The organism is Geodermatophilus nigrescens, from assembly GCF_900129495.1.
GTDB lineage: Bacteria > Actinomycetota > Actinomycetes > Mycobacteriales > Geodermatophilaceae > Geodermatophilus > Geodermatophilus nigrescens.
In genome coordinates this window covers 1,186,442-1,210,747 of the sequence record NZ_FQVX01000002.1, presented here as the reverse complement: position 1 = coordinate 1,210,747, position 24,306 = coordinate 1,186,442, and the positions used below count along the sequence as shown (strand labels likewise).

General features: G+C 76.2%; 29 protein-coding genes. 11 read left to right on the top strand and 18 right to left on the bottom strand.

The window, feature by feature from the left end; translation table 11 throughout:
• Positions 1-128 precede the first annotated feature (128 nt).
• Together BUE37_RS13290 and mgrA are read left to right on the top strand one after the other, a co-directional pair.
• On the top strand, positions 129-2,216 hold the full coding sequence (locus tag BUE37_RS13290) for an HNH endonuclease signature motif containing protein (RefSeq protein ID WP_139252953.1): 2,088 nt from the start codon (positions 129-131) through the stop codon (positions 2,214-2,216).
• Positions 2,217-2,256: 40 nt separating this feature from the next.
• Entirely contained in the window at positions 2,257-3,288 is a 1,032-nt protein-coding gene (gene mgrA, locus BUE37_RS13285; RefSeq protein ID WP_073420567.1) for an L-glyceraldehyde 3-phosphate reductase, read from the top strand.
• Positions 3,289-3,339: 51 nt separating this feature from the next.
• On the opposite strand, the gene BUE37_RS13280 is transcribed toward mgrA, so the two are convergent.
• From BUE37_RS13280 to BUE37_RS13270, 3 genes are all read right to left on the bottom strand, one after another.
• Positions 3,340-3,771, bottom strand: coding sequence for a hypothetical protein (locus BUE37_RS13280; RefSeq protein ID WP_073420566.1), 432 nt, complete (start codon positions 3,769-3,771; stop codon positions 3,340-3,342).
• Complete coding sequence (locus BUE37_RS13275; protein WP_073420565.1) at positions 3,768-4,025, bottom strand: hypothetical protein; 258 nt, start codon at positions 4,023-4,025, stop codon at positions 3,768-3,770. The genes BUE37_RS13280 and BUE37_RS13275 overlap by 4 nt, the downstream gene beginning before the upstream one ends.
• 106 nt (positions 4,026-4,131) lie before the next feature.
• Positions 4,132-4,875, bottom strand: a complete 744-nt coding sequence (locus tag BUE37_RS13270; protein ID WP_073420564.1) for a GAP family protein — start codon at positions 4,873-4,875, stop codon at positions 4,132-4,134.
• 118 nt (positions 4,876-4,993) lie between these two features.
• Between BUE37_RS13270 and BUE37_RS13265 the strand changes: the two genes are divergently transcribed.
• From BUE37_RS13265 to BUE37_RS13255, 3 genes are read left to right on the top strand one after another with little or no spacing between them, the layout of a single operon-like run.
• Positions 4,994-6,220, top strand: coding sequence for a sensor histidine kinase (locus BUE37_RS13265; protein WP_083628614.1), 1,227 nt, complete (start codon positions 4,994-4,996; stop codon positions 6,218-6,220).
• On the top strand, positions 6,217-6,903 hold the full coding sequence (locus tag BUE37_RS13260; RefSeq protein WP_073420563.1) for a response regulator: 687 nt from the start codon (positions 6,217-6,219) through the stop codon (positions 6,901-6,903). Before BUE37_RS13265 ends, BUE37_RS13260 begins: the two co-directional genes overlap by 4 nt.
• Positions 6,900-7,460 (top strand): putative glycolipid-binding domain-containing protein, encoded by a 561-nt coding sequence (locus BUE37_RS13255; protein ID WP_083628613.1) that lies wholly within the window; start codon positions 6,900-6,902, stop codon positions 7,458-7,460. The genes BUE37_RS13260 and BUE37_RS13255 overlap by 4 nt, the downstream gene beginning before the upstream one ends.
• 26 nt (positions 7,461-7,486) lie before the next feature.
• Here BUE37_RS13255 and BUE37_RS13250 read toward each other — a convergent pair whose 3' ends face one another.
• The 3 genes from BUE37_RS13250 to BUE37_RS13240 all read right to left on the bottom strand — a co-directional run bounded on the left by BUE37_RS13250 (position 7,487) and on the right by BUE37_RS13240 (position 9,084).
• Positions 7,487-7,822: a VOC family protein gene (locus tag BUE37_RS13250; RefSeq protein ID WP_073420561.1), complete on the bottom strand. Its 336-nt coding sequence runs from the start codon at positions 7,820-7,822 to the stop codon at positions 7,487-7,489.
• A 61-nt stretch (positions 7,823-7,883) separates the two neighbouring features.
• Complete coding sequence (locus BUE37_RS13245; protein ID WP_073420560.1) at positions 7,884-8,570, bottom strand: alpha/beta hydrolase; 687 nt, start codon at positions 8,568-8,570, stop codon at positions 7,884-7,886.
• 4 nt (positions 8,571-8,574) lie between these two features.
• On the bottom strand, positions 8,575-9,084 hold the full coding sequence (locus tag BUE37_RS13240) for a MarR family winged helix-turn-helix transcriptional regulator (RefSeq protein WP_245794588.1): 510 nt from the start codon (positions 9,082-9,084) through the stop codon (positions 8,575-8,577).
• An 88-nt stretch (positions 9,085-9,172) separates the two neighbouring features.
• Between BUE37_RS13240 and BUE37_RS13235 the strand changes: the two genes are divergently transcribed.
• Positions 9,173-9,865: a GTP cyclohydrolase II gene (locus BUE37_RS13235; protein ID WP_073420558.1), complete on the top strand. Its 693-nt coding sequence runs from the start codon at positions 9,173-9,175 to the stop codon at positions 9,863-9,865.
• A 3-nt stretch (positions 9,866-9,868) separates the two neighbouring features.
• Positions 9,869-10,753 carry a dioxygenase family protein gene (locus BUE37_RS13230; RefSeq protein WP_073420557.1) on the top strand — a complete coding sequence of 295 codons (885 nt, stop codon included), beginning with the start codon at positions 9,869-9,871 and terminating at the stop codon, positions 10,751-10,753.
• A 27-nt stretch (positions 10,754-10,780) separates the two neighbouring features.
• On the opposite strand, the gene BUE37_RS13225 is transcribed toward BUE37_RS13230, so the two are convergent.
• From BUE37_RS13225 to BUE37_RS13195, 7 genes are read right to left on the bottom strand one after another with little or no spacing between them, the layout of a single operon-like run.
• Entirely contained in the window at positions 10,781-11,176 is a 396-nt protein-coding gene (locus BUE37_RS13225; RefSeq protein ID WP_083628612.1) for a VOC family protein, read from the bottom strand.
• Positions 11,177-11,178: 2 nt separating this feature from the next.
• The gene (locus tag BUE37_RS13220) at positions 11,179-12,363 is read right to left on the bottom strand and encodes an alpha/beta hydrolase family protein (RefSeq protein ID WP_073420555.1); all 1,185 of its coding nucleotides are present in this window, start codon (positions 12,361-12,363) and stop codon (positions 11,179-11,181) included.
• Between the two features lie 13 nt (positions 12,364-12,376).
• Positions 12,377-13,141, bottom strand: coding sequence for an SDR family NAD(P)-dependent oxidoreductase (locus BUE37_RS13215; RefSeq protein WP_073420554.1), 765 nt, complete (start codon positions 13,139-13,141; stop codon positions 12,377-12,379).
• Between the two features lie 7 nt (positions 13,142-13,148).
• Positions 13,149-14,123, bottom strand: coding sequence for a fumarylacetoacetate hydrolase family protein (locus BUE37_RS13210; RefSeq protein ID WP_073420553.1), 975 nt, complete (start codon positions 14,121-14,123; stop codon positions 13,149-13,151).
• Positions 14,123-15,061, bottom strand: coding sequence for a VOC family protein (locus BUE37_RS13205; RefSeq protein ID WP_073420552.1), 939 nt, complete (start codon positions 15,059-15,061; stop codon positions 14,123-14,125). The genes BUE37_RS13210 and BUE37_RS13205 overlap by 1 nt, the downstream gene beginning before the upstream one ends.
• A 50-nt stretch (positions 15,062-15,111) precedes the next feature.
• Entirely contained in the window at positions 15,112-16,242 is a 1,131-nt protein-coding gene (locus tag BUE37_RS13200) for an FAD-dependent oxidoreductase (RefSeq protein WP_073420551.1), read from the bottom strand.
• Between the two features lie 10 nt (positions 16,243-16,252).
• Positions 16,253-17,278, bottom strand: coding sequence for a cyclase family protein (locus BUE37_RS13195; RefSeq protein ID WP_073420550.1), 1,026 nt, complete (start codon positions 17,276-17,278; stop codon positions 16,253-16,255).
• Between the two features lie 85 nt (positions 17,279-17,363).
• Between BUE37_RS13195 and BUE37_RS13190 the strand changes: the two genes are divergently transcribed.
• Together BUE37_RS13190 and BUE37_RS13185 are read left to right on the top strand one after the other, a co-directional pair.
• A complete protein-coding gene (locus BUE37_RS13190; RefSeq protein WP_073420833.1) occupies positions 17,364-18,323 on the top strand; it encodes a LysR family transcriptional regulator in 960 nt (319 codons plus the stop codon).
• 85 nt (positions 18,324-18,408) lie between these two features.
• Positions 18,409-19,656: an MFS transporter gene (locus BUE37_RS13185; RefSeq protein WP_217651227.1), complete on the top strand. Its 1,248-nt coding sequence runs from the start codon at positions 18,409-18,411 to the stop codon at positions 19,654-19,656.
• Positions 19,657-19,680: 24 nt separating this feature from the next.
• Here BUE37_RS13185 and BUE37_RS23890 read toward each other — a convergent pair whose 3' ends face one another.
• Entirely contained in the window at positions 19,681-19,836 is a 156-nt protein-coding gene (locus BUE37_RS23890) for a hypothetical protein (RefSeq protein ID WP_175562864.1), read from the bottom strand.
• 60 nt (positions 19,837-19,896) lie between these two features.
• On the opposite strand from BUE37_RS23890, the gene BUE37_RS13180 reads away from it, so the two are divergent.
• A complete protein-coding gene (locus BUE37_RS13180) occupies positions 19,897-20,286 on the top strand; it encodes a hypothetical protein (RefSeq protein WP_073420549.1) in 390 nt (129 codons plus the stop codon).
• Between the two features lie 34 nt (positions 20,287-20,320).
• Here BUE37_RS13180 and BUE37_RS13175 read toward each other — a convergent pair whose 3' ends face one another.
• From BUE37_RS13175 to BUE37_RS13165, 3 genes are all read right to left on the bottom strand, one after another.
• Positions 20,321-20,755 (bottom strand): arsenate-mycothiol transferase ArsC, encoded by a 435-nt coding sequence (locus BUE37_RS13175; RefSeq protein ID WP_073420831.1) that lies wholly within the window; start codon positions 20,753-20,755, stop codon positions 20,321-20,323.
• Between the two features lie 114 nt (positions 20,756-20,869).
• Positions 20,870-22,441, bottom strand: a complete 1,572-nt coding sequence (locus BUE37_RS13170; RefSeq protein WP_217651226.1) for a Na+/H+ antiporter — start codon at positions 22,439-22,441, stop codon at positions 20,870-20,872.
• Positions 22,441-22,698, bottom strand: coding sequence for a UBP-type zinc finger domain-containing protein (locus tag BUE37_RS13165; protein WP_073420548.1), 258 nt, complete (start codon positions 22,696-22,698; stop codon positions 22,441-22,443). The genes BUE37_RS13170 and BUE37_RS13165 overlap by 1 nt, the downstream gene beginning before the upstream one ends.
• A 133-nt stretch (positions 22,699-22,831) precedes the next feature.
• Here BUE37_RS13165 and BUE37_RS13160 point away from each other — a divergent pair, with 133 nt between their 5' ends.
• A complete protein-coding gene (locus BUE37_RS13160; protein ID WP_073420547.1) occupies positions 22,832-23,758 on the top strand; it encodes a hypothetical protein in 927 nt (308 codons plus the stop codon).
• Here BUE37_RS13160 and BUE37_RS13155 read toward each other — a convergent pair.
• The gene (locus BUE37_RS13155) at positions 23,755-24,279 is read right to left on the bottom strand and encodes a DinB family protein (protein ID WP_073420546.1); all 525 of its coding nucleotides are present in this window, start codon (positions 24,277-24,279) and stop codon (positions 23,755-23,757) included. The genes BUE37_RS13160 and BUE37_RS13155 overlap by 4 nt on opposite strands.
• Positions 24,280-24,306 lie beyond the last annotated feature (27 nt).

Below are 24,306 nucleotides of genomic sequence, written 5' to 3'. Positions count from 1 at the left end.
CCAGCATGGGCGAGGGGCGTGAGGCTCCGGACGGCGGGGTCCAGGAGCGTCGCGGCGGCCTCCTGACCTGCGGTTACATCTGTCCACAGGGGTTGTTCGCGCTCCTGCTCGAACGTATGATCGAGAACGTGACGACGGTCCTGCCCGCTCCCGCCGGGGCGCCTGCCGTGGGGTGGGCGTCCGGGCCGCTGGGGCTGGTGCAGGCCGCGGATCGTGAGGTGTCGCGGCAGTCGGCGCTGCGGTACCGGGCGGTGGCGGCGTTCGCGCTCTCGCGGCCGTCCTCGGTGGACCGGCCGCAGGGCGCGCGGGGTGCGATGGCGGCGGACCGGTGGGCGGCGCGGCCGGAGCTGCTGCGGTCGGTGAGCGAGTGGGCCACCCAGGAGCTGGTGGTGGCGCTGTCGCTGACCTCGAACGCCGCGGAGGCGCTGCTGGTGCGGTCGCTGACGCTGGTCCACCGGCTGCCGGCGACGCTGGACGCGCTGGAGTCCGGGGCGGTGCACGGCGGGCACGTCACCGCGCTGCTCGACCACGTCGCGCCGGTCGCCGACGACACGGTGCGCGCCGCGCTGGAGCGGGACCTGCTGGCGTGGGCCGTCCGCCGGGGGACGGTGTGCACGCCGGCGCAGCTGCGGGACAAGGCCCGCCGCGAGGTGCTCAAGCGCAAGGCCCGGTCCGCGGCCGAGGACCTCGCGCGGGCCATCACGCGGCGCGGCCTGTCGTGCCGGCCGGACTCCTGTGACGGCATGGCGGTCGTCTCCGCGCTGCTCACCACTCCCGAAGCCGCGGCGCTGATGGCGGCGCTGGGCGCCTATGCCGATGCGCTGCCCGACGACGGGCGCACCCGCGGGCAGAAGATGGCCGACGCCCTGATGGATCTGGTGCTGCGGCCCGGGGAGCACGGGCTGTCACCGGTGCAGATAGTGCTGACCGTGGTCGCTCCGGTCGGCGCGCTGCTCGGTGGTGACCAGCCGTGCGAGATCGACGGCCAGGTCGTCCCGGCCGAGGTCGTCCGGGCCCTGCTCGCCGCCCTGACCGGCGCCCGCATCACCCCCGCCGAGGAGGCCGCTGCTGGGGACCCCGCCGAGGACGCCGTGCCCGAGGACTCCGCGCCGGCCGGCACGGACACCGCCGAGGGCACCGCCGCGGGTGAGCGACCAGCACCCGTGGAGACGGGCGACCCCGCAGCGGACGGCACAGCCGCCGGGAAACCCGCCTCAGCCGAGGGCGCCGCCGCGGACGCCACGGCCGAGGACACCACGGCCCCCGGCACGGGCGAGACCGTCAGCCTGGTCAAGGGCGAGGACCCGCTGCGCGGCCTGAGCGACGCCGCCATCGCCCAGCACATCGCCGAACTGGAGGTCGAGGCGGCCTGGTGGGCCGAGATCGAACGCCGCGTCGCCACCGGCGAGCTCTACGCCGACCTCGACCCCGCGCTCGATGACGAGCCCGGGCCACCACCCGGCTGGTCACCACCGTGCGGCGACCTCGATCCCGACCCGGGCGAGCCCCGGCCCGACACCCCGCCAGCACCCCAAACCGCGCCCGACGGGTGGTGGGCCCGCGCCGACGACGCGGTGACCGCCGCCGGCTCCGCGCTGCTCGCCGCGCAGGATGCGGTCGGCCACGCCCGCCGCCTGGTGGCCACCGCCGAGCGCGCCGACGCAAGTGACGAGGGCGCCTGGGTGGACAGTCCGGCCGGCCGCGTGACCGCAGCGGCCGACGCGATCACCGCCCTGGCGCGAGCCACCGACGCCACCCGAGCGGAGCTCGGCGACCTGCTCACCCGCACCGCGGGCGGCGGGCTCGCCGACCGGCCCCGCATCGCCGTCACCCACGCCCTCACCGGCGCCCTGCTCACCCTCACCGACCTGCCCGGCCTGCGCCGCGCCACCCGCGCCGGCACCGGCCTGCACGCACCCGGCGAGACCGACAGCTACCGGCCCGGCGCCGCCCTCGACCGGCACGTCCGCGCCCGCGACCGCCGCTGCCGCTTCCCCGGCTGCCGCCGCCCCGTCCCCAGGAAGGGCGAGCTCGACCACGGCACGCCCTGGCCGCTCGGTGCGACCGCCGCCGGCAACCTCACCGGCTTCTGCACCGGCCACCACCGCGGCAAGCACCAGGCACCCGGCTGGCGCCACGACCTGCAGCCCGACGGCACGCTCACCGTCACCACGCCCAGTGGCCTCACCGCGACCACGCAGCCGCCGCCCTGGTGACCCGGCGCGGCCTGGAGGAGTGGGAGGCAGGATCGACGTCATGACGTATGCCGCCGCCGAGAACCGCTACGACTCCATGACCTACCGCCGCACCGGCCGCAGCGGCCTGGACCTCCCGGCCGTCAGCCTCGGCCTCTGGCACAACTTCGGCGACGACGTCCCGCTCGACCGCCAGCGCGCCGTCCTGCGCCGGGCCTTCGACCTCGGGATCACCCACTTCGACCTGGCCAACAACTACGGCCCGCCCTATGGCAGCGCGGAGACCAACTTCGGCCGGCACCTGCGCGACGACTTCCGCCCGTACCGCGACGAGCTGGTCCTCTCCACCAAGGCCGGCTGGGACATGTGGCCCGGCCCCTACGGCCAGGGCGGCGGGTCGCGGAAGTACGTGCTGGCGAGCCTCGACCAGTCGCTGGCCCGCATGGGCCTGGACTACGTCGACGTCTTCTACTCCCACCGGCCCGACCCGACGACGCCGCTCGAGGAGACGATGGGCGCGCTCGACACCGCCGTCCGGTCGGGAAAGGCGCTCTACGCCGGCATCTCGTCCTACTCGCCGCAGGACACCGCGAAGGCCGCCGCGATCCTCGCCGACCTCGGCACGCCGCTGCTCATCCACCAGCCCAGCTACTCGATGCTCAACCGCTGGGTGGAGACCGAGGGACTGCTCGACACCCTCGCCGACGTCGGTGCCGGCTGCATCGCCTTCTCCCCGCTCGCGCAGGGGATGCTCACCGACAAGTACCTCGACGGCATCCCCGCAGGCTCCCGCGCCACGCAGGGCAAGTCGCTGTCGACCGACCTGCTCACCGAGGAGTCGCTCGCGCACGTCCGTGCCCTGAACGGGATGGCGCAGGAGCGGGGTCAGTCGCTCGCGCAGATGGCGCTGGCGTGGGCGCTGCGCCACGAGCGGGTCACCAGCGTGCTCATCGGCGCGAGCAGCGTCGGCCAGCTCGAGCAGAACGTCGCGGCGCTGGGGAACCTGCAGTTCTCCGAGGACGAGCTCCGCCGCATCGACCAGCACGCGGTCGACGCCGGCATCGACCTGTGGGAGGGCGCCCGCACCGCCTGAGCGCGCGCGGGACGTCCCGGGCCGGCCCGCGCGACGCGGGCCGGCCCGGACTCAGCGCCGTCGCCGGCGGGCCAGCGCGGCGATCGCTATCAGCAGCAGCCCCGCGGCCGCCACGGGGACCGGGCCGCTGCTGCGCAGCGCCCCGGCGGGGTGCAGCCGGGCCCGCCGCGTGCCCAGGAGGGCCGAGCCGGCCGGCGAGTCGACGTCGGCCCCCAGGCTCAGCACCCGGCCGGCCGGCCCGTCGAGCCGCGCGGTGAGCCCGTGGCCGGCGAGCGTGTCGGCCACGCGCGCCAGCTCGGTCCGCCCGGGTGACCCCTGGGTGGCGGCCCCGCCGGCCACCCGGACGGCGGCGAACAGGCGCCGGACGTCGTCGGAGGTCACCGAGATCTCCGACCCGGACGCCTCCACCCGCACCGGGACGCCGTCGACCTCCAGGCGCAGGTCGGCGGTCACCTCGAGCCGGCGGTCGCCCTCCGGGGTCATCCCCGGCTGGCGTTCTCGGCGGTCGTGATGCGCAGCGTCCCGTTGAGCTTCCACGTGGCCCGGGGCGCGGACGGCCCGGTCTCGCGCGGCACCTCGACGGTCATGTCGACGAACTCGTAGTTGATCGCCGCGCCCTTGCCGGTGAGGTAGGACCACATCTCCTTGCCGAGGTCGGCGAAGCTGGTCGTCTCGTGGGACTTGATGTCGCGCTGGCCGGTGGCGGCGTCACGGGTCGTCGTCTCGGGCGTGGTCATCGGTGCTCCCTGGTTCGGAACGTGCAGGTCGGCGGCCACCTACCCGGCCCCCGGCGGGCGCACACGACGCGCCGCGGACGGGTCGGTTCCCCGGACCGCGGCGGAGTCAGACGCCGGTCCCCAGGCCGTCGAGCCACCCGGTCAGCGCCGGCAGGCGGCCGAGCGCGTCGCGCGCGAGCAGGAAGCCGGCGATCCCGACGACCCACGCCGTCGTCTCGGCGCCGGTGCGTTCCAGCCACGACCCCACCCGCGCGAGCAGCGGCTCCACCTGCCGGGCGGCCAGCAGCCGCAGCGCCAGCAGGAGCAGCGCCGGCAGCACCATCACCAGGCAGTAGCCGGCCAGCACACCGCCCTGCAGCACGGGGGACAGGCCCGACCCGCCGAGCAGCCCGATCGCGGCGAGGTAGGGCAGCATCGTGGCCAGCTCGAGCAGCCCCGCACCCAGCGCGAGCCCGACCAGCACGCCGGTGCCGCCCTCCCCGCCGCCCTCCCCGCCGCCCACGGCCCGGTCCCGCCAGCGCAGCACCCGGCCGGACCGGCGGCTCCCCTCGCGCCGGCGGCCCATCGCGAAGCTCGACGCGAACAGCGTGACGCCGAGCAGCAGCTGCACGACGGTCAGCGCGGAGGAGTCGCCGAGTCCCGCGGCCCGGTCCCGCAGGGCCTCCGCGCCGGCCAGCAGGGCCAGACCCACCAGCAGGTAGAAGCCGGCGATCGTGCCCAGGAAGACCAGCAGCCGCCGCGCGCGCACCCGGCCCGGCGCGAGCAGGAACCAGATCGGCAGCAGCAGGGTCCCGACGCTGGTGCTGTCCACCAGCGCCAGCGGGACGAGGGCGAGCAGTTCGAGGTCCACGACGCCGACCCTCGCCCCCCGGACCGCCGCCGTCGTCGGCCGGAGGAGGTGTCCCCGGGGCGCGGCGTACACCCTTCGACGGACGTCGGCGGGTGGCACCCCGTGCTGGGATGAGCGGGTGGGAGCCCTCGCCGTCCTCCGGCACCTGTGGGTCACGCGGGTGCGGGGCACCGATCGCGCCCGAGACGTCAGCGACGCCGTGCTCACCGGCGCCGCCGGCCTGGTGCTGGTCGCCGCCGGCCTGTCCGGCCTGTGGAGCGGCCGGCCGGACGGCAGCGGCTGGTGGCACGCCGTCCCGCTCGTGCTCGGCTGCCTGGCGATGCTCGGCAGGCGGCGCCGTCCGGTGGCCGCGTTGTCCGCCGGCGCCGTCCTCTTCGCCGCCGACGTGGCGCTCGGCGGCAGCATCGGGATGCTGCTCGTCCTGTTCGACCTCGTCTACTCCGCCGCGCTGCACGCGGGGCCGACGGCGGTGCTGCGGCTGCGCGCCGCGTCGTGGGCGCTGGTGTCCCTGTCGCTGGTGCTCGGGTGGACGGCGACCCGGGACCTGCGGGTCACGGCGTTCCTCGCGCTGCAGACGTTCGTCGTGCTCACCACGCCGCTGTGGTGGGGTCTGGCCGTCCGGCGCGAGCGCGAGCTGGCCGACCTCGCCCGCGCCCGCGCCGACGACCTGCGCGACCTCGCCGACCTCCGCGCGGCCGAGGCCCGGGCCGAGGAGCGCGGGCGGATGGCGCGCGACCTGCACGACGCCGTCGCCGGGAACGTCTCCGCGGTGGCGCTGCACGCCGAGGCCGCGCTCGCCCGCCCGCCCGTGCCCGGCGCCGAGCGGGAGCGCGCGGCGCTGGAGGCCGTCCGCGCGTCCGCCCTCACGTCGCTGGAGGAGATGCGGGCGATGATCCTGCTGCTGCGCGCCGACGCCGGACCCGTCGCGGCCGCCCCGCGCCTCGACCGGCTCGGCGCCCTGGTCGCCGGCGCCCGCACCGCCGGGCTGACGGTCACCCTCGACGCCGGGCCGCTGCCGGAGCTCCCGGCGGCGGTGGAGCAGGCGGCCTACCGGGTGCTGCAGGAGGCGCTCACCAACGTGGTCAAGCACGCGCCCGGCGGCCGCGCGGAGGTGGCCGTCGGGACGTCGGGGGGCCGGCTCGCCCTGCGGGTCGACAGCGCGGACGGCCCGGGCGGCTCCGGCGGCCCCGACGTCCCCGGCGCCGGCCTGGGCCTGCTCACCATGCGCGAGCGCGCCGAGTCCCTGGGCGGCCGCTTCGCCGCCGGCTGGGCCGACGACGCCCGCACCCGCTGGTCGGTCGCCGCGGAGCTGCCGCTCGCCGTCCCCGCGGGGGTCGGCGCGTGACCGTGCGGGTGCTGCTCGCCGACGACCACCCCGCCGTGCGCAGCGGCCTGCGCGCGCTGCTGGAGACCGGCGAGGGGATCGAGGTCGTGGGCGAGGCCGCCGACGGCGCCGCCGCGGTCGGCAACGCCCGGGCGCTGCGCCCCGACGTCGTCCTCATGGACCTGCGGATGCCCGGCACCGACGGCATCGCGGCCACCCGTGCCGTCGTCTCCGAGCGGCTCGCGGAGGTGCTCGTGCTCACCACCTTCGACCTCGACGAGTACGTCGTCGGTGCCCTGCAGGCCGGCGCCGCGGGCTTCCTGCTCAAGTCCGCCGGCGCGGCCACCCTCGTCGACGCCGTCCGCCGCGTCGCTGGCGGGCAGGGCGTGCTCGCCCCCGAGGTGACGCGGCGGCTGCTCGACCGGTTCGTCGTCCCGGCCGCGGGGGACGCGCAGCCACCGCCCCCGGAGCTCGCCGGGCTCACACCGCGCGAGCGGGACGTCCTCGGCTGCCTCGGGGAGGGGATGTCCAACGCCGACGTCGCGGCCGCGCTGACCATCACCGAGGCGACGGCGAAGACGCACGTCTCCCGCGTGCTGGCCAAGCTCGGGCTCACGAGCCGCATGCAGGCCGCCCTGCTCGCCCGCTCGGCCGGGGTGAGCGCCCCGCGACCGTCGGCAGGGGGTCCTAGCCTCCGCGCATGACGACCCGGGTGGTGGCGTGGCGGCGGGCCGACGAGGACGCCGGGCACAGCCTGGCGCGGATGGAGCGGCGGCCGGGCGGCTGGCTGTTCCACGGCACCGAGGTGCTCGCCGGACCGGAGACCCTGCTCGCCTGCTCGTTCCGCGTCGAGGTCGACGACGCCTGTGCGACGCGGTCGGTGGAGGTGACGGCGGTGTCCGCGGCGGGCGAGCGGAGGCTGGTGCTCGCGGCCGGCGACGACCGCCGGTGGACCCGCGACGGCGAGCCCGACCCGGCGCTCGACGGCTGCGTCGACGTCGACGTCGCGGCCACCCCGCTCACCAACACCCTCCCGATCCGGCGGCTCGCGGGCCTGGCCGCGGGGGAGGAGGTGGTCACCCCCGTGGCGTGGGTCGACGTCCCGGCGCTGGGCGTCACCCGCGTCGACCAGACCTACCGGCGCCTGGGGGAGCGGAGCTGGCGGTACTCCGACGACGCCCACGGCGCCTTCGAGCTCACCGTCGATGACGACGGCCTCGTCGTCGACTACACCGGGATGTCCACCCGCGTGGCCGGCTGACCTCCCGCCGGAGGGCCGGCGCGCCGTCAGTCGCCGATCAGGACGACGCGGTTGCCGTCGGGGTCGTCCAGCCGGACGACGCGGCTCCCGCCGCCGGGCTCCGGCCCGACGTGCGCGACGCCGGCCGCGGTCAGGTCGCGGGCGGCGGCGTCGACGTCGCTGACGCCGAGGACCGTCGTCGACCGGCCGGCGCGCTCCGGGTCGTGCCACACCTGCACGCCGGCGTCGGCGGTCAGGTGCCACTCGATCAGCCCGTCCATGGGCCGGCTGTCGGGGGCGCGGCCGAACAGGGTGGCGTACCACCGCTCGGCGCGGTCGAGGTCGCTGACGGTGGCCTGCGCGAGCACGCTCGTGACGGTCATAGGGCTCCTCCTCGTCGGTGCGTCCCCAGGGCAGACCGGCCGGGGACCCCCGGCTCATCGGTCAGCCCAGGGCCCGGACCCGCTCCGCGACGAGGTCGGCGACCGCCTCCGGGCAGGTGGCGGCCGGGCTGTGGCCGCAGGTCCACTCGACCGTGCGGGCGCCCGCCCGGGTCGCCATCGCGCGCTGCCGCTCGGGGTGCACGGCCTCGTCGGCGGTGCACACGGCATAGGTCGAGGGCACGCCGCGCCAGGCGATCGACCCCGGCACGCCGCGGAACACCTGCCGGCCCACCGGGCGCAGCCGGGCCAGCGCCGCCGCGGCGACCTCGAACGGCGCGTCGCCGTAGAGCAGCCGGGCGCCCAGCACGGGGTCCAGGCCCATCTCGTCGCCGGACACCACCATCGCCTCGGCCAGCCGGGTGTCGGGCAGGTCGCCGAGCCGGGTGCGGCTCACCGACTCGCCGTCGTCGAGCGCGAAGGCGGCGAGGAACACCAGCTCGCGGACCAGCGGGTGCGTGCCGGCGCCGGTGACCACCGCGCCGCCGTAGGAGTGCCCGACCAGCACCGCCGGGCGGCCCGCGGCGTCCAGCGCCGACCGGAGCGCCGCGGTGTCGGCGGGCAGGTCGGTGAGCGGCAGGTCGACGGCGAGGCTGTCGACGCCGCGCTCGCCGAGGGCGGCGCGGACGCCGTCGAAGCACCAGGCGCCGTGCCACAGGCCGTGGACCAGCACGGCGAGGGGAGCGGTCATGGGCTCACCCTGCCCGACGGCGGTCCCCTCCGGGGGCGTCCCCCGGCAGCCCGGCCATCTTCCCGTCGGGGTCGAGGCGGCGCAGGACCGCGTCGGCGATGCCGGCCAGCTGCGTCACCTGCTCGGGGGTGAGCGCGTCGATGACGTGCTCGCGGACGGTGGCCACGTGCCCCGGCGCGGTCGCGCGCACCTTCGCCCAGCCCGCGTCGGTGAGCCGGGCGTTGGTGGCCCGGCCGTCCCAGGGGCAGGGTGCCCGCTCGACCAGCCCGCGCTCCTCGAGCCGGCGCACGACGTGGGACAGCCGCGGCAGCGTGGCGTTGGTGCGGGTGGCCAGCTCGGTCATGCGCAGCGTCCGGTCCGGGGCCTCCGACAGCATCGCCAGCACGTGGTAGTCGAAGTGGGTCACCTGCGCGTCGCGGCGCAGCTGGCCGTCGAGGACGCCGGGCAGCAGCTCCACGACGGCGACCAGGCGCACCCACGCCGCCATTTCGTCCTCGCTCAGCCACTCCGCCACGACCCCATGGTGACACCGCGGTACTTGTCGCTTCAACCAAAGGGGACTAGCGTCATCGGTTGTAGGTACAACTGAAGCGGAGGTCGCGATGACTCTCTCCCTCGACGCGGGCGTCGTGTCCCCGGCCCCGGCGGCGACCGTGCGCACCCGCGTGACGGTGCCGATGCGCTTCCCCGACGGCTACGCGACGACGGCCGACGTCGTCACCTTCGACGGGCTGGCCGACGGCCGCGAGCACCTGCTGCTCGGCCTCGGCGACTGGCGCGGCGCGCTCGAGCGGTCGGCCGCCGGCGGCGAGGCGCCCCTGGTGCGCCCGCACAGCGAGTGCCTCACCGGGGACGTCTTCGGCTCGGAGCGGTGCGACTGCGGCCCGCAGCTGCGCGAGGCGGCCGAGCGGATCACCACCGCGGGCGGGTTCCTGCTCTACCTCCGCCAGGAGGGCCGCGGCATCGGGCTGTACGCCAAGCTCGACGCCTACGCCCTGCAGGACGCCGGCCTCGACACCTACGCGGCCAACCGCGCGCTGGGCCGCGGCGACGACGAGCGCGACTACACCGCCGCCGCGCAGATGCTCGCCGCCGTCGGCGCCGACCGCGTGCGCCTGCTGTCGAACAACCCCGACAAGGCCGCGCAGCTCGAGCTCGCCGGCGTCGCGGTGACCGAGCGGGTGCCCACCGGCGTCCACCTGTCGGCGGCCAACGCGCGCTACCTCGCCGTCAAGCGCGACCACACCGCGCACACGCTCGACCTGCCCGCCCTCGACCTCCCGCTGGCGGGCTGACCGGTGGCCTCGACGACCGCCCTCGCCGACGCGCGCATCGACCCCCGCCACCCGTTCGCCGCCCACCTCGGGCACGTGGCCGGGCTGGGGGAGCACCGCCCCTGGACGCCGGACGACGGCCCGCTGCCGGCGCTGTACCTCTCCCACGGCGCGCCGCCGCTGTTCGAGGACGCCGCCTGGATGCGCGACCTGGCCGCCTGGGCGCGGGCGCTGCCCCGGCCGCGGGCGGTGCTCATCGTCAGCGCGCACTGGGAGTCGGACTCCCTCGGCATCACCAGCACGGTGCCCACCGAGCTCGTCTACGACTTCGGCGGGTTCGACCCGATGTACGCGCGGATGCGCTACGACACCCCGGAGTCCTCCGACCTGGCGCGGCAGCTGCTCGCCGTCCTGCCGGAGACCGCGCACGTGCACGAGCACCGCGGGCGGGGCCTCGACCACGGCGCCTGGGTGCCGCTCAAGGTCATGTACCCGGAGGCCGACGTCCCGGTGCTGCAGCTGAGCCTGCCCACCCACGACACCGCGACGCTGCTGGCGCTCGGCGAGCGGCTGCGGCCGCTGCGGGAGCAGGGCGTGCTGGTGGTCGGGTCGGGGTTCATGACCCACGGCCTGCCGTACCTGACCCGCGAGATGCTCGGCGGCGCGGTGCCCGGCTGGTCGGCGGACTTCGACGCGTGGGCCGCCGACGCGCTGGCGCGCGGCGACGTCGAGGAGCTGGCGCGGTTCCGGCTGCGGGCGCCCGGCCTGCGCTACGCCCACCCCACGGTCGAGCACTTCACGCCGCTGTTCGTCACGCTCGGTGTGGCCACGGACCCCGCGGCCGGCGTCACCACGGCCATCGACGGCTTCTTCATCGGCTTGGCCAGGCGCTCGTTCCAGGTCGCCTGAGGGCGTCCGCCCCCAGGCGACCCGGCGTCAGTTGACGACGTGCACGTGGTCGATCCAGACGACCTCCCAGACGTTGCCGTCCGGGTCGGCGAAGCTGCGGCTGTAGCTGGCCTCCTCCTCGCGCGCGGGAGCGCCGGGACGGCCGCCGGCCGCGATCGCGCGGGACACCAGGTCGTCGACCTCGGCGCGGCCGCCGGCGGTGAGGGCGTGCACCGCCGTCGGGGCCGACGAGGGGTCGCCCGGCTCGCCCGGGAGCAGCGCGGCGAAGCGCTCACGGGTCTGCAGCGACAGCACCTGCTCGTCGCCCAGGACCACCGCGGCCTCGCCGTCGTCGGAGGAGTTCTCCTCCACGCGGAAGCCGAGCGCCTGGTAGAACGCCCGCGCCGCGGGCAGGTCGCGCACCGGCAGCTTGACGAACAGCATGCTCACGACGTCGTCCGGCCGAGCTCGGCGAAGGTGTCGGCCACCCAGTCGGCGACGAAGGTGCTCACGTACGGCAGGTGGTCCAGGCCGATGTGCTCGGTCGCGCCCTCCTCGGGCGTGAACACCCGCAGCTCCGCCTTGGGCGAGTTCACGGCCTGGGAGTGGCTGCGGTGCGCCATCTCCAGCGGGATCTGCCGGTCGTTGGCGCCGTGGGCGACGAGGAACGGCACGGTGATCTGCTCGACGACGCCCTCGAGGTTCACCTGGTCGGCGAAGTCGAGGAAGGCGTCGAGGTCGTTCTCGTCGCCGGGCTGGCCCCACACCCAGAGCACGTGCTCCCAGTAGTGCGGCACCGGGCGCTCGCCCTCGCGCTGCCGACGACGGCGCTGCACCGCGCCCCAGTCGTGGTTGGCGCCCCACGCCACGCAGAGGGCGAACCGCTTCTCGAACGCCGCGGCGCGCGGGGCGTAGTAGCCGCCCAGCGACCAGCCGACGATCCCGATCCGCGAGGCGTCGACGTCCTCGCGCGTCTCCAGGTAGTCCACGGCGGCGCCGCCCCAGGCCTCGGTGTCCACCCGCGCCGTCAGCCCCTGCAGCCGCAGCGACTCACCGGTGCCGGGCTGGTCGAGCATCAGGCAGGAGATGCCGCGCGCGGCCAGCTCCTCCCAGTGGTTCGACGCGTACATGTGCTCCTTGGTGGAGTCCAGCCCGTTGACCAGCACGACGACCGGGACGGGGCCGTCGTCGGCGGCCGGCGCCTGCGAGAAGTAGGCGGGCAGCGTCGTGCCCTCGTAGGGGACCTCGACCCGGGAGACGCGCGGGCTGTGCGTGTCGAACGCCTTCTGCGCGATCTCGAGCATCCGCCGGTAGGTGGGCACCCGGTTCGGGTCGGAGTGGGCGAGCATCCGCTCGGCCTGCGCCAGGTAGTTCGACGCGCGGAACCACAGCTGCCCGGCGGTGCGCACGTGCCCGGCCTTCTCGGCTTCCTCGGCCTGGCCGACGAGCTGGTCGGTCAGCGCGGTCCAGGCGCGCAGGAAGTCCGGCGTCCCGGCGTCCTCACCGGCGTTCGCGGCGTCCTTGATCGGCCGGCAGGCGCGGTCGACCTCGTCGATGAGCCCGCCGGAGTTCAGCGTGGCGACGACGGACAGGTTCCAGGTGTAGGGGCCGGTGGGGAAGTACTCGAACACGGGGGAGTTCCTCTCAGGGTGCGGCCGGCGCCGCGGCGGACACGGCGTCGCTGATCGACTTCACGCCGCCGTGGGCGGTCATCCCGCCGTCGACGGGGATCTCGGCGCCGGTGATGAAGGAGGCACCGTCGCCGAGGAGGAAGGCCACCAGGGGCGCCACCTCGTCGACGGTGCCGGTGCGGCCGAGCGGGGTCTCGGCGACGTTGGCGGCGCGGAACGCCGGTGCCGCCGAGGCGGTCATCGGCGTCTCGACGTAGCCGGGGTGGACCGTGTTGACCCGGATGCCGTACGGGCCGAGCTCCAGGCAGGCGGCCTTGGCCAGCCCCCGCAGCGCCCACTTCGACGCGGTGTAGGCGACCGGGAAGTGCCCGGTCAGCGCGGCCACCGAGCCGACGACGACGACCGAGCCGCCGCCGGTCATCAGCGGGGTCAGCGCCTGGATGCCGAGCAGCGTCCCGGTGACGTTCACCCCGGACACCCGGGCGAGGTCGGCGGGGTCGAGGTCGGCCAGCCGCGCCCGCCAGGTGACCCCGGCGTTGGCGACCAGCCCGTGCACGCGGCCGTGCTCCGCACGGAGGTCGGCGGCGAGCGCCGCCCAGCCGGCGGCGTCGGTGACGTCGAGCCGCCGGTAGGCGGCCCCGCCGAGGTCCTCGGCGGGGGCGTCCTGCACGTCGGTGGCGACGACGACCGCGCCCTCGGCGGCGAGCAGCCGGGCCTCGGCCGCCCCCTGCCCCTGGGCCGCGCCGGTGACGACGACGACCCGGCCGGCGAGACTCACGAGGGGCTCACGCCGCGCGCGTGCGGGTGCGCGGGCGGGGCCGGGCGGCCCGGACCGGCGGCAGCTCGACGCCCTCGACGACGCGGTTGCGGATGGTGCCGATGCCCTCGACGGTCATCTCCACGACGTCGCCGGGCCGCAGCGGCGGCGGGGACAGCTCGCCGCGGCGGCCCCAGAGCTCGCCGAGGCAGCCGCCGTTGCCGCAGGTGCCCGAGCCCAGCACGTCGCCGGCGCGGACCTCCGTGCCGCGGGAGGCGTAGGCGATCAGCTCCTCGAACGGCCAGCCCATGTTGGACAGCAGGTCCTGCCCGATCTGCTCGCCGTTGACCGACACCCGCATGTCGAGGGCCAGGAACCCCTCGGCGTCCCGGTGCGGCTCCAGCTCGTCGGCGGTCACCAGCCACGGCCCGAGGGTCGTGGCGGAGTCCTTGCCCTTGGCCGGGCCGAGCTTGACGGCCATCTCCCGGAACTGCAGGTCGCGGGCCGACCAGTCGTTGAGGACCGTGTACCCGAACACGTGGTCGCGCGCCTGCTCGGGCGTGAGCGAGGCGCCGTCGGAGCCCTCGACAGCGCCGACCACCACGGCGACCTCGAGCTCGAAGTCGAAGCGCTGCGAGCCCGGCGGCACCGGGACGTCGTCGTGCGCGCCGACGAGCGCGTACGGATTGGTGAAGTAGAACGTCGGCGCCTGGTACCACTCCGGCGCGACCGGCTCGCCGCTGGGCGCGACCATGCCCTCGACGTGCTCCTCGAAGGTGACGAAGTCGCGGACCGTCGGCGCCTCCAGCGGCGGCAGCAGGCGGACGGAGTCCAGCGGCACGGCCGGACCGCGCAGCGCCTCCTCCCCGGCCGCGAGCGCGGCGGGCAGCCCCGCGCGCACGAGGTCGAGGACCGTCGTCCCCTCGGGGAGCGCGTGCAGGCCGGAGTCGCTCACGACGCCGGCCCGCACCGCGCCCCCGGCGGACCAGGTGGCGAACCGCATCAGACGGGCGGGGCCACGAACAGGCCCTTGTCCGGGTCGTTGAACGACTTCTGCGCGACGAACTCGTTCATGGCGTTCGCCGTGCCCCACTGGTCGCTGACCTCGGGGTTGCTGATGTCGTAGACGTGCGGGTGCCAGGTGTCCTCGTCGAGCAGATCGAGCTCGGTCGTGTACTCGACGGTGTTGCCGTGCGGGTCGAGGAAGTAGCTGAAGGTGTTGTTGCCGGCCAGGTGCCGGCCCGGGCCCCAGATCTTCTCCACGCCCGCGCGCAGCAGCCGGCCGGTGCCGCGCATGTACTCGTCGATGCCGCGCATCTCGAAGGAGGCGTGGTGCAGCGAGGGGTGCGGGCCGCGGGCGATGGCCATGCTGTGGTGCCAGGCGTTGACCCGCATGAACCACATCATGTTGCCCATCCGCGGGTGCACGAGCGTGTCCGACAGGGCGAAGGCCAGGTGCTTCTCGTAGAACGCCCGCGTGCCCTCGGGGTCGGCGGAGTTGATGACGACGTGCGAGAGGCGGACCGGGATCGACTCGCCCTCCTCGATCCGGCGGTGCTGCCGGACGGCGACGTCGGAGCTGATCTCCACCGTGCGGCCCTCGTTGTCGAAGAACCGGAACCCGTAGCCGCCGCCGGGGGTCTGCAGGGTGTCGGGCTCGCCGACGAGCTGGACGCCGTCGCGGGCGAGCTGCCCGGCGAGGGTGTCGACGTCGGCGGCGGTGGCCGCGCCGAAGGAGATCAGGTCGATCCGCTTGTCGGTGGCCTCGCGCAGCCGGACGACGTACTGCTCGGGGCTGCCCTCGGCGGCCAGGAACGTCAGGCCCGAGTCGCTGTGCTCGGCCTTCAGGCCCCACGTGTTGGTGAAGAAGTCCTCCTGCGTGCGCAGGTCCGGCACGGCGAGGTCGACGTGCCGCAGGTGGGTGATCAGGCGCTGGGTCATGGTCGTTCTCCTGGAACGGCGCCTCCCGCGCGCGGGAGGCGGGAGGCTGGCTAGGCGGGCTGGCTGGTCAGCTGGGCGATCGAGCGCATGAGGGCAGGGATGTCGCCCCGCACGTGGTCGAGCTGCCACTGGGCGAGCTGGTTGGAGGCGTCGACGACGGTCCGCGCGCGCTCGAGGCGGCGGGCGTGGAAGGCGTCCCACAGGTCCTGGTCGAGCGCGGACCGGTCGACCAGCAGCTCGGCGAGGACGACGGCGTCCTCCAGGGCCATGGCCCCGCCCTGCGCGATGGTGGGCGGGCAGGTGTGCGCGGCGTCGCCGATCAGCACGACCCGGCCCCGGTTCCAGGGCTCGTCGAGGACGTGGGTCTCGAACCAGGTGTAGTTGACCCGCGAGGGGTCGGTGAGCGTCTCGCGGATCTCGTCCCAGGGGCCGTGGTAGGCCCGGGAGAGCTCCTTCATCGTGGCGAGCTGCTCGTCGGGGGTCAGGGCACTGCGGTCCTGGGCGTCCTCGACGATGTAGGCGTAGAGGGAGTCCTCGCCGGTCGGGCAGTAGCCGGCGATGTAGGACGGGCCGCCGTAGTACAGGTCGGTGCGGGTGACGCTCGCCGGCCGCGGGCCGAACGCCCGCCAGATGCCCATGCCGACCGACCGGGTCTCCAGGTTCACGCCGAGCGCGCGGCGGGTCCACGACCGGACGCCGTCGGCGCCGACCACGAGGTCGTAGCGGCCGGTGGACCCGTCGGCGAAGGTCACGTCGACGCCGTCGGCGTCCTGGACCAGCGCGGTGTGGGTGGTGCCGAACCGCACCTTGACGCCGACCTCGGTGGCCCGGTCGAGGAGGATGCGGGCGAGCTCCGGGCGGAGCATGCCCATCGCGGCGGGCAGGTCCGGGCCGCCGGTCTTGGCGTCCGGCACCTCGGCGACCACCGTGCCGTGCGGGTCGGGCGCGCGGATGCCGGTGACGTCGAAGGCGTACCCGGCGGCCTGCACCTGCTCCCACACGCCGAGGGACCGCAGCTCGCGCAGGGCGTTGCCCTGCAGCGTGATGCCGGACCCGAGCGCGGCGGTGTCGGGCTTGATCTCGACCAGGTCGACGGCGACGCCGGCCTGCGCGAGGTGGACGGCGGCGCCGGCGCCGGCCAGGCCGCCGCCCACGACGAGGACGGTGTTCACAGCGGGCATGTCGGTCCTCCTACTTGACGGCGATCGGGTTGACGGGGGCGCCGACGGCGCCGGTCACGCGGAGCGGGGCCGCGGTGAGCCAGAAGTCCCACTGCCCGTCCCGCGCGCAGTCGGCGGCGAGGGCGTCGAGGTCCCACATCTCGCCGATGAACAGGCCCATGTTGGGGATCGCGACCTGGTGCAGCGGCTGGAAGGCGACGTCGAACTCGTTGGGCCGGACCTCGAAGCCCCAGGTGTCGGTGGCGACGCCGGCGACCTCGGTGGCGTGCAGCCAGTCGGCGGTGGTGAACGACAGGCCGGGGGCGGCGCCGCCGGCGTAGTCGCCCCAGCCGCGGCCCTCGGCGATGTCGCGCCGGGCGCGGGTGAGCCGCCCGGTGCGCACGAGGAGCAGGTCGCCCCGGCCGACGGCCGCGGACGCGCCCTGGGCGGCGATCGTCGCCTCGAGGTGCTCGGTCGTGATCGCGAAGCCGTCGGGGAGCTCCCCGTCGGTGCCGAGCGTGTGACCGATGGCGCGGCCGACGTCGAGCAGCACCCCGCGGCCGGCGATCAGGTCGGCGACGGTCTCGATGCCGGTCACCGAGTCGCCGAGGCTGGTCACCACGTCGCCCGCGCGGCGCCCGTTCCAGGCCATGCCGTGGTCGAAGATGTGCCCGAGGCCGTCCCACTGCGTCGAGCACTGCAGGGGCATCGCGATGACGTCATCGGCGCCGCCGATACCGTGCGGGAAGCCCTGCACGCCCCGCTCGGCGTCGGTGCCCGTGTCGGTCATCGTGTGCACGGGGTTGGTCCGCCGGCGCCAGCCCTTCTGCGGGCCGTCGGTGTCGAAGGACTGCGACAGCGAGAAGCTCGCCCCCCGGCGGACCAGCGCCGCGCCCTCGCGCCGCTTCGCCTCGTCGAGGAAGTTCAGCGTGCCGAGCACGTCGTCGGCGCCCCACCGGCCCCAGTTGGAGCAGCGCTTCGCGGCGGCGGCGATGGCGCCCTCGGGGTCCGTGCGGTCGAGGTGGTCGGGGCCGTGGTGGTCAGGGCCGTGGTGCATGTCCCGACAGTGGGCCAGCCCACAGGAGTGAGGGAAGACCGAATGCCTGATGACGGGCATCAGCGGCGTCGATACGGTGCGCTCCGTGAACCTCGCGAGCCTGGACCTCAACCTGCTCGTGTCCCTCGACGCCCTGCTCCAGCAGCGCAGCGTCACGCGGGCGGCGGCGCAGATGGGGCTGAGCCAGCCGGCGCTGTCGGCGTCGCTGGCCCGCCTCCGCCGGCACTTCGGCGACGAGCTGCTCTCCCGGGTCGGCAACGAGTACCGCCTGACGCCGCTCGCCGTCCAGCTCCGGGAGCTCGCCCGGATCGCCCTGTCGGGGGTGGAGCGGGTGTTCACCGCCCAGCCCGGCTTCGACCCGGCGTCCTCGACGCGCGAGTTCACCCTGCTCGTCAGCGACTACGTCGTCGCGGTGCTCGGGGACACCGTCGCGGGGCTGCTGGCCGAGGAGGCGCCGCACACCCGGCTGCGGCTGAGCGCGCACTCGCCGGCGATCGTGGACCGGGCGGAGCAGGCGCTGCTGACCGCCGACCTCCTCTTCCTGCCGCCGGGCTTCCTCACCGACCTCTCCCGCCGGGACCTGTACCGCGACGAGTGGGTGTGCGTGGTGGCCGCCGACAACCCGGTGGTGGACGCGGGCCTGACCGTCGGCGACCTCGAGACCCTCCCGTGGGTGGCCACCTACCACGGGCCGACGGCGTCGACCCCGGCCGCGCGGCAGATGCGCATGCTCGGGATCGAGCCGCAGGTGCAGGTGGTCACCGAGAGCTTCCTGACCGTCCCCGCGCTGGTGTCGGGCAGCGACCGGATCGCGCTGCTGCAGCGCCGGCTCGTCGACCTGCTGCCGCTCAACACCGGCATCCGGGCGCTGCCGTGCCCCTTCGACGCCGGCCCGCTCATCGAGGCGATGTGGTGGCACCCGGTGTTCGACGACGACCCGGAGCACGCCTACCTCCGCGACCTGGTCTCGCGCGCGGCCCGGCTGGCGGTCGGGGAGCAGTCGGCGGGTATCCACCCGGTCGATGGGGACCGTAACGACAAGTGATTTCCGCTCGGCGTCCGCCGTCCTGACACTCCATCGCCAGTGATGCCGGTCACCGGGACCGGCGCGCCCGTCGATGGAGACGCCCGTGTCGGAGAACGTCCTGGTCCCTGAGCGGTCGGCGGAGGAGCCGCTGGCCGGCGAGGTCGCCGTCGACCCCACCACGGGTCGCCCCGCCGGGCGCCCGCAGGCGCTGGTGCTGCTGCTGTCCAGCTGCCTCGCTGTGCTCGGCGCGGTGTTGCTGGCGCCCGTCCTGCCGCGCATCCAGGACGCCTTCGCCGGCACCCCCGGCGTCGAGGCGCTGGCGCCGGTCGTGCTCACCGCGCCGGCGCTGGTCATCGGCCTCACCGCGATGGTGGCCGGCCGCATCGTCGACCGGGTGGGCCGCAAGCGGCTGCTCGTCGGCGCGCTCGTGGCCTACGCCGTCGTCGGGACCGCACCGCTGTGGCTGCCGTCCCTGCAGCTCATCGTCGCCAGCCGCGTGCTCCTCGGCCTCACCGAGGCCGCGATCATGACCTGCTGCACGACGCTGCTGGCCGACTACTTCCACGGCTCGCAGCGGGAGCGGTACTTCGGCCTCCAGGTCGTGTTCACCACCGTCGCGGCGACCGTCTTCTTCGCGGTCGGCGGCGCGCTGGGCGCCGGCGACTGGCGGACGCCCTTCTGGCTGTACGCGCTCAGCCTGCCGCTCGCGCTCGCTGCGGCGAAGCTGATCTGGCAGCCGGCCCCGCAGGCGCAGGCGGCGGCGCGCGCCGAGAAGCTGCCGGCCCTGCCCTGGCGCCGGCTCGCCGCGCCGATCGGCGTGTCCCTGGTCGGCGGCCTGGTCTTCTACGTCCTGATCGTCCAGCTGTCCTTCAAGCTCGACGACATCGGCGTGGAGTCCACGGCGGTCATCGGCGCGGCCAGCGCGGTCGCGTCGCTCGGCACCGCGGCCGGCGGCATCCTCTTCGGCCGGCTGGCCAAGCGCGGCCCGGCGGTCCTCGTGCCGCTCGCCTTCGCCCTCTCCGGCGTCGGCATCGTCGGGCTCGGCCTGTCCTCGGCGGTGCCCGCGGTGATCGCGTTCGCCGTCGTCACCGGGCTCGGCAACGGCCTGATCCTGCCGTCGCTGCTCACCTGGGCGCTCGGCTCGCTGAGCTTCGAGCAGCGCGGCCGCGGTACCGGCGTCTGGACGTCGGCCTTCTTCATCGGGCAGTTCTTCTGCCCGCTGGTGGTGCTCGCCCTCACCGGCGCGCTCGGCGGGCTCGGCACCGCGCTGGCCGTCCTCGGCGCGGTGAGCCTCGTGGCCGCCGTCGGGGTCCGGGTCAGCCGGCCGGCCGCGGTGGCCGCCGCGCACTGACGCCCGGCGCGGGAGCGCACCCGTCTAGCGGCGGGTGCGCTCCCGCACGCCGAACGCCCCGGTCACGAGGACCAGCAGCAGGCCGACGACGGCCAGCCAGAACAGCCCCTCGACGACCCAGCCGACCACGGTGACGACGAGCCAGACGACGAGCAGCAGGCCGAGCAGCTTGAGCCACACAGGGTCACCTCCGGGGTCGGTGCGGCCAGCCTAGGCCCGGCGCGCGGCAGGATGGCCCGGATGGACGACGACCCGTGGGACCTGCTGCTCGCCGGCCTCGCCCCGGCGACCGCCGACCTCGTCCGCGCCGCCGACGCGCTGGTGCGCGAGGCCGACCCCGCCGTCGTGCGGGTGGTCTGGCCGCACCAGCGCACGGTCGGCTACGGCGTCGGGCCGCGGAAGAACACCGAGCACTACGCCTACCTCGACGTGTACGACCGGCACCTCAACCTGGGCTTCAACCGCGGGGCGGCGCTGGCGGGGGCGGGCGCCGACGGCGGGCTGCTCGAGGGCACCGGGAAGAGCTTCCGCAAGCTCGCCGTCCGGGACGCCGCCGTGCTGGCCGACCCGCGGCTGCCGGCCCTGCTGCGCGCCGCCCGCGCGGAGCGGGTGGCCGCGCTCGGGCGCTAGCGGCCCGGGTGCCGCCGGTCGGGGCGCTCGCGCCTCAGGCCACCAGCTCGTCCAGCAGCCCGCGCACGCGGCGGTCGAGCTCGTCACGCACCGGGCGGGCGTCCCCGCCGGCCGGTTCCTCGACCGGCCAGTCGAGGTAGCGGGTGCCCGGCAGCACCGGGCAGCCGCGGACGGCGCCGAGCCGCACGACGACGGCGGAGACGTGCACCGCGTCGGCGGTCAGCGGCCGGGGCAGCCGGGCGGCGAGGTCGACGCCGACCTCCGCCATCGCCGCCACGGCGGCCGGGTCGACCCGCGCCGCCGGGGCGGAGCCGGCCGACAGCGCCCGCACCCGGCCGGACGCGCGCCGGGCGAGCAGCGCGGCGGCCATCGGCGAGACGGCCGCGTCGGAGGCGGCGACGAACAGCACCGTCGGCGGGCCGACGGCCGGGTCGGGGGCGCTGCGCTGGGGAGCGGGGGAGGGGACCACGGGCACTCCGGTGCGGGTCGTGCGCCGGCTGAGGCCGGTCGCGTCGGGACGTCGTCCGGGCGGGGACGGCGCCGTCCTCCGGGCCCACCGTGCCACCCCCGGCCCGCGGGCGCATCACTCGCGCAGCAGCGTGACCTCCTCCAGGTCCATCTCGTGCTGCACCCGGCGGAACACCTCGTCGTCGATGCGGCGCTGGTCGCGGTAGCGCACGAACACCTCCCGCTCGGCCTCGAGCATCGCCCGGCGCAGCCGCCGGTACACCGCGCTCGGCGTCTCCCCGCCGCCCGCGATCGGCCCGCCGAGCCGCTCCCACGCGGCGTTGGTGCGCGCCTCGATGCGCGAGCGCAGCTCGGTGACGGTCTGCGCGTGCAGCGGGTCGCCGTCGTCGAGCGCCTCGAGCCGGGCGACGGCGGCCGTCCCGGCGTCGGTCTGCGCCTGGGCCTCGGCCAGCGCGTCGGCGGAGCTCTCCGTGCCGCGCACACCGAGCCGGCGGATGAGGGCGGGCAGCGTCAGCCCGTGCAGCAGCAGCGTGCCGACGGTGACGACGAACGCCAGGTAGACGACCTCCGCGCGGCCGGGGAAGGGGTCGCCGTCCAGCGTGGTCAGCGGGATGCCGGCCGCGGCGGCGAGCGAGACCACGCCGCGCATCCCGGCCCACGACACCACTGCCAGGTGCCGCCACGACGGCGACTCCCAGTCGGCCCGGCGGCGGGCCAGCGGCCGCAGGTAGGTCGTCGGGAAGACGAACGCCACCCGCGCGACCAGGGCGACGAGCACCAGCACCAGCCCGACGGCGGTCATGCCCCACACCGACGGCCCGACGCCCTCCACCACCGCGCGCAGCTGCAGGCCGATGAGGGCGAACACCGTGGCCTCGAGGACGGTGTCGGCGGCCTGCCAGACGGCGCGGTCCTGCAGCCGGGCGACCGGGTCGGCCGCCGGGGAGCGGTGCCCCAGGTAGAGGCCGGCCAGCACGACGGCCAGCACCCCGGAGGCGTGCACCTCCTCGGCGACGACGAAGCCGACGAAGGGCACGAGCAGGCCCATCGCGGACTCGAGCACGCCGTCGTGCAGCAGCCGCCGGATCCGGTCGACCAGCCAGCCCAGCGCCCAGCCGATCGCGGCGCCGCCCGCGGCGGCCAGCACGAACACGCCGAGGCCCTGCGCGATGCCGTACCCGGCGCCGGCGGCCACCGCGACCGCCACCCGGTAGGCGGTCAGCGCGGTCGCGTCGTTCACCAGGCTCTCGCCGCCGAGGATCGTCATCACCCGCCGCGGCAGGCCCAGGCGCCGGCCGACGGCGGTGGCCGCGACGGCGTCGGGCGGGGCGACGACGGCGCCGAGCACCAGCGCCGAGGCCAGCGGCAGCCCGGGCACCAGCCACCACGCCGCGAGCCCGACCGCGACCGTGGTCAGCAGGACGGCGCCCAGCGCGAGCAGGCCGATCGGGCGCAGGTTGGCGCGCAGCCGCAGGTAGGAGCTGTCCAGCGCCGCCGAGTACAGCAGTGGCGGCAGCACCAGCGTGAGGATCAGCTCGGGGTCCAGCGCGTAGTCGGGGACCCCGGGCACGAACGACAGCGCCAGGCCGACGACGACCAGCAGCAGCGGCGCCGAGACGCCGGTCCGCCGGGCGAGCACGGTGACCGCGAAGGAGCCGGCCAGCAGCGCGACGAGCGGGAGCTCCATCAGACGAGCGCCGCGTCGGGATAGCACCAGCGCCAGGACTCACCCGGCTCCACCGACCGGATGATCGGGTGGCCGGAGGTCCCGGCGTGCGCGGTGGCGTGCCGGTTCGGCGAGGAGTCGCAGCAGGCCACGTGCCCGCACGACAGGCACATCCGCAGGTGCACCCACCGGCTGCCGATGGCCAGGCAGTCGCCGCACCCCTCCGTCGAGTCCGGCGTCACGTCCCGGATCTGGTCCAGGTGCCCGCAGGTCGTCATCCCGCCCCCTCCTCCTCGTTCTCCGCCGCCCGGGAGTCGACCACCGGCGCGACGCGGGCGGCAACGTCCCGCGGCCGGTCGCGTCTTCCCGTGGCAGGGTCGGCGGCGACCGCACGGGCCGGGAGGGGGCGACGTGGACCTCGAGGAGGTCGCCGACGAGCTCTACGGGCTGCTGCCCGGCGACTTCGTGGCCGCCCGCACCGAGGCCGCCCGCCGGGCCCGCGCGGCGGGGGACAGGGCGCTGGCGACGGAGGTCGCCGCCCTCGGCAAGCCGTCGACGGCGGCGTGGGCGTGCAACGCGCTGGTGCGCGAGCAGCCCGACGAGATCGCCGGCCTGGTGGAGCTCGGTGACCTGCTGCGGGAGGCGCAGGAGAGCCTGGCCGGCGACCAGCTGCGGGCGCTCGGCACCCAGCGCTCCCGGCTGCTCGCCGCGCTCACCCGCCAGGCGCGGGTCGTGGCCGCGCGGCTCGGCCTCCCGCTCAGCGACGCCGTCGCCGACCAGGTGGAGCAGACGCTGCGCGCGGCGCTGGCCGACCCCGACGCCGGCGAGGCGCTGCTGGCGGGGCGGCTCACCGGCCCGCTGTCGGTGTCCGGCGGGCTCGGCGTGCGGCCCGACCTGCGGGTGGTGCCGCCCCCGCGGCCGGCCCGGCCCGTCCCCGAGCGGCCTGCCCGGCCGGCTCCGGACCCGGCGGCCGAGGAGCGCCGCCGGGCCGAGGAGGAGCGGCGGCGGGCGGCCGAGGAGCGGCGGCAGCGGGAGCTGGCCGAGGCGCGGGAGGACGCGGAGGCGGCCGCGGACCTGGCCGAGGAGGCGGCGCGGGGCGCCCGCACCGCCCGGGAGCGGGCCGGGCGGGCGGAGCGCCGGGCGGCGGAACTCGCGGCACGGGTCGAGGAGCTGGCCGCCGAGCTCGCGCGGGTGCGCGAGGAGGCCGCCGAAGCCGACGGCGAGGCGGGGACCGCCCGGCGCCGGGCCGACGCGGCCGGGCGGGCGGCGGAGCGGGCGGCCGCGGAGCGCGACGCGGCGGCCGCCCGGGTGACCGATCTCGAGCGGGCCGGGCGCTAGCCCATCGTCCGCTGGCCGTCCAGGGACTCCCGCAGGATGTCCGCGTGCCCGGCGTGCTGGGCGGTCTCGGCCACGACGTGCAGGAAGACCCGGCGGACCGAGCGGACGGCGCCCGGCGGGAACCACGGCGCCTCGGGCAGCGGGTGGGCCGTGTCGAGGTCGAGGCTGCGCACCAGCTCGTCGGTGCGCGCGGCCACCTCGTCGTAGAGCGCGAGGACCGAGGCGAGCGTCTCGCCCGGCTGCAGCACCCAGTCGGCGCCCCAGTCCTCCGGCGACTGCTCCAGCGCCGCCGTCCCGCGCACCGCGAAGTCCGCCCAGGACCGCTCGGTGACGGCGACGTGCTTGACGAGCGTGGCGAGGGTCAGCTCGCTGGCCGTGGTGCGGCGGGCGGCCTGCTCGTCGGTCAGGCCGCGCACCGTGAAACGCAGGAAGCCGCGGTGCGCGGCCAGCGTCTCGAGCAGGTCGGCCCGCTCGGCGGAGAGGGCGGGGGAGCCGGTCGGGGGAGCGGTCGGAGCGGTCACGGGGTCCTCCTGGTCGTCGTCTGCCGG